Consider the following 3,455-nt stretch of genomic DNA (forward strand, 5'->3'; position numbering starts at 1 on the left):
CGCAGCAAGCTCCCCAGCCAGGCCCAGGACACCCTCGGCCTGATCGCCAAGGGCGGCCCCTACCCGTACAACCGCGACGGCATCGTCTTCGAGAACCGCGAGAGCCGCCTCCCCAAGAAGGCCGACGGCTACTACCACGAGTTCACCGTGGTCACCCCCGGCTCCAACGACCGCGGCACCCGCCGGGTCGTCACCGGCACCTCCGGCGAGCAGTACTGGTCCGCCGACCACTACGCCACCTTCCAGGAGATCGACCCGCGCTGCTGAGTCGGTTCCGGCCCGCCACCGGCCGTCACCTTGCCCGGCGCCAGCTGATGCGGTCGTGCGGGCCGTGGGGGCCGGTGGTGACCAGGGCGGTCAGCTCGTGGAGGACGGGGGCCGGGTCGCGGCGGAGCTGGACGGGGGTGGCGCGGACCACCGGGAGGCCGGCGGCGGTGAGGCGGTTGGCGCGGGTCAGGCCGCGTTCGTGGTCGGCCGGGCGCAGGTGCCAGGCGCGGGAGTCGATCTCCAGGGCCACGCAGGCGTGCGGCCAGTAGGCGTCCGGTACGGCGAGGAAGCGGCCGTCCAGGAAGAGCACCGGGTTCCACAGCGGCTCGGGCAGGCCCGCGTGGGCGAGCAGTTCGCGGGTCTCGGCCTCCACCACCGAGCGCACCCCGGCGGTCAGGTCCTCCACCACCCGGGCCACCTGCGGCAGCGCCAGCGCGCCCGGCCGGGCCAGCAACTGGTCGAGCAGCTCGCCGAGTTCGCAGCGCCGCCGCTGCACGGCCTCGGCGCACAGCGCCCGGAAGCGGCGCTGCCCGGTCTCCCGGGGCGCGAGGTCCGCCAGCGCCCGGGCGACCGTCGTGCTCCACAGTCCGTCGTCCCGTTCGAAGCCGCCCGGCATCGCCCCGCCCGACCGGTGGACCCGGACGAACTCCCGGTCGCCGACCCGGCGCCCCGCCGGGATCAGGACGTCCACCTCGGCGAGGTCGGCCGGGTGCCCGGCACTCGGCAGCCCGGCCTCCGCCAGCACCGCGAACCCGGTCAGCAGCACCTCTCCGGACCGCGGCTCCCGCCCCTTCGGCCCCGCGTACGCCAGTGCGGCGCGCAGTTTCTGATGGTGCGTCAGCCTTCCGTTCTGCAGGCAGATCACCCGGGGCAGCACCTGCTGCCAGGGCCCGCCGGGGCGCAGTCGGTGCGCGATGGTGCCGGAGGGCACCCCGAGTCGCCGCAGCTGTGAGCGGGTGACGATGTGCTGCTGGTCGGTGCCGAGCAGGACGACGGGGTCGAGCGGGTTCGCGCGGGTCATACCCCGGGTGCTGCCCGCCCGGATCGGGGGTATGCGAAACATCCCTCGTCGGGGGCGTCCGCGCCATGGTGTTGACGGAGCGTCGGGCACGCGCTGTGCTGGGAGGCACATGATGACCGAACCCAACGGCCCCGCGCTCGACGCGCTCAACGGCCTCTCCGTCGGCGACGCCCTCGGCGCCCAGTTCTTCGTCCCGGACACCGCCCGGGCCCACCACGCCTCCCGCACCGAACCGCCCGGCCCCTGGCCGTGGACCGACGACACCGAGATGGCCTGCTCGGTGTACGCCGCCCACACCGAGCGCGGCGCGATCGACACCTTCGACCTCACCCACGCCTTCGCCCTCCGCCACGACTTCGACCGCGGCTACGGCCCGGCCGCCAACCGACTGCTCCGACTGGTTCGCGAGGGCGGCGACGCCAAGGCGCTGGCCGCCGAACTCTTCGACGGCCAGGGCTCGTACGGCAACGGCGCCGCGATGCGGGTCGCTCCGCTGGGGGCCGCGTACGCGCGGGACCCGGCCGCCGCCGTCCGGCCCGCCGCCGACACCGCCGTCATCACCCACACCCACCCGCAGGCGGTGGACGGCGCGATCGCGGTCGCGGTGGCCGCCGCGTACGCGGTCCGGGCGCGGACCGGGACCATGACCCCGAACACCTTCCTGGCGGCGGTCGCCGAGCTCACCCCGCGCGGCGCCGTCCACGACGGTCTGACCGAGGCGATCGGCCTGCTCGCCGAGCCGGACCCGCTGGTCGCCGCCAGGGTGCTCGGCAACGGCAGCCGGACCTCCGCCGTCGACACCGTTCCGTACGCCCTGTGGTGCGCCGCCCGTCGGCTCACCGACTACCCGGCCGCCGTCCGGGAGGCGATCGCGGCCGGCGGCGACATGGACACCGTCGCCGCGATCACCGGGGGAGTGGTCGCGGCCCGTACGGGCACCGCGGGCATCCCGGCCGCGTGGCTGGCGGCCCGCGAGCCGCTGCCCGCCTGGGCGTTCCCGGAACCGGGCGGCGTCACCGGCGGCCGGGGCCGGGCGGACATGCTGGTCCCGCGCCCGCACCCGGTCCCCGACGTGGAATGGACCGATGAGCAGTGGCGGCGCATCCGGGCCGGGAGGCACACGGACGCGCTGGACGGCCGCTGGGCGGTGCACACCCACGACGGTTCGGTCAGGATCTGCCGCCCGAAGGACGGCCATCCGGTCTGGGAGGTGGCGGTCGTCCGGGTCCGTGGCGGCTGGCGGCCGGTCTCGGCGGTCGCCGAGACGAGTCACGACCGTTGGCCGGTACCGCCTGAGGACCCCCACGGAGCGGCGGTCCTCACCTGGATCCTGAAGACCGCCGCGACCGGCGAACGGCAGCCCCTCAGGCCGTGATCATCAGCTGCCCGGTGCCGCTGCCGCCTTGTCTGAGGCACTCCTGGTTGATCGCCGGATCAGGGGCGCTCGGCGAGGTGGCGGCGGCGATCCGCAGCTCGATGATGTCCCGGACGGCCGGCCACTCGTCGTCCAGGATCGAGTAGAACGCCGTCGAGCGCACCACGCCGTCCAGCCCGCGCGAGTGCGCCCGGCGGACGCCCTCGGAGGTCGCGCCGAGCCGCTCGATCGCGGCGCGCGAGCGCAGGTTGCGGGCGTCGGCGCGCAGCGAGATCCGCTGCACGCCCCAGGTCTCGAAGGCGTGCCGCAGCATCAGCAGCTTGGCCTCGGTGTTGATGCCGGTGCCCTGGGCGCGCGGCGAGAGCCAGGTGTTGCCGATCTCGGCGGCGTCCGGCACGGCGGTGGCCGGGTCGCCGAACGGCTTCCCGGGCGCCGGCGGCCACACCAGCGGGCCCTGCCAGTAGTCGAGTTCCAGGAACCGGGTGGAGCCCACCACCCGGCCGTCGGCGACGTTCACCGTCGCGAACGGCACCGACCGGCCCGCGGCCTGGTCGGCGAGGGCCCGGGCGACGTAGTCGCGGGCCGCTTCCAGACCGTGCGGGACGGGGGTGAAGGCGTAGGTCGTACGGTCCTCGGCGCCGGCCTCGGCGATGGCCTCGGCATGGTGCGCGGCGAGGGGCTCCAGCCGCACGGTGCGGCCGGTGAGGATGACAGGTGCTGGCACGGAACCTTGGTCCTTCATCGGTCGTAGGGGTGCCACCCGCACCGGGGTGCGGCACGGGGTGCGGTGGA

At 75.3% G+C, this 3,455-nt stretch carries 4 protein-coding genes; 2 read left to right on the forward strand and 2 right to left on the reverse strand.

What is annotated here, in order from left to right; all coding sequences use genetic code 11:
* Window positions 1-267: ribonuclease domain-containing protein (locus J0670_RS33465; RefSeq protein WP_279383115.1), on the forward strand; the 267-nt coding region annotated here is incomplete at its 5' end.
* Between the two features lie 25 nt (window positions 268-292).
* On the opposite strand, the gene J0670_RS33470 is transcribed toward J0670_RS33465, so the two are convergent.
* Complete coding sequence (locus J0670_RS33470) at window positions 293-1,288, reverse strand: hypothetical protein (protein WP_207815994.1); 996 nt, start codon at window positions 1,286-1,288, stop codon at window positions 293-295.
* A gap of 112 nt (window positions 1,289-1,400) precedes the next feature.
* Between J0670_RS33470 and J0670_RS33475 the strand changes: the two genes are divergently transcribed.
* Complete coding sequence (locus J0670_RS33475) at window positions 1,401-2,663, forward strand: ADP-ribosylglycohydrolase family protein (protein ID WP_307806806.1); 1,263 nt, start codon at window positions 1,401-1,403, stop codon at window positions 2,661-2,663.
* On the opposite strand, the gene J0670_RS33480 is transcribed toward J0670_RS33475, so the two are convergent.
* The gene (locus J0670_RS33480) at window positions 2,653-3,387 is read right to left on the reverse strand and encodes a GNAT family N-acetyltransferase (protein ID WP_207815996.1); all 735 of its coding nucleotides are present in this window, start codon (window positions 3,385-3,387) and stop codon (window positions 2,653-2,655) included. The genes J0670_RS33475 and J0670_RS33480 overlap by 11 nt on opposite strands.
* Window positions 3,388-3,455: the final 68 nt, after the last annotated feature.

This window comes from Streptomyces sp. FH025, from assembly GCF_017427025.1.
Taxonomy (GTDB): domain Bacteria; phylum Actinomycetota; class Actinomycetes; order Streptomycetales; family Streptomycetaceae; genus Kitasatospora.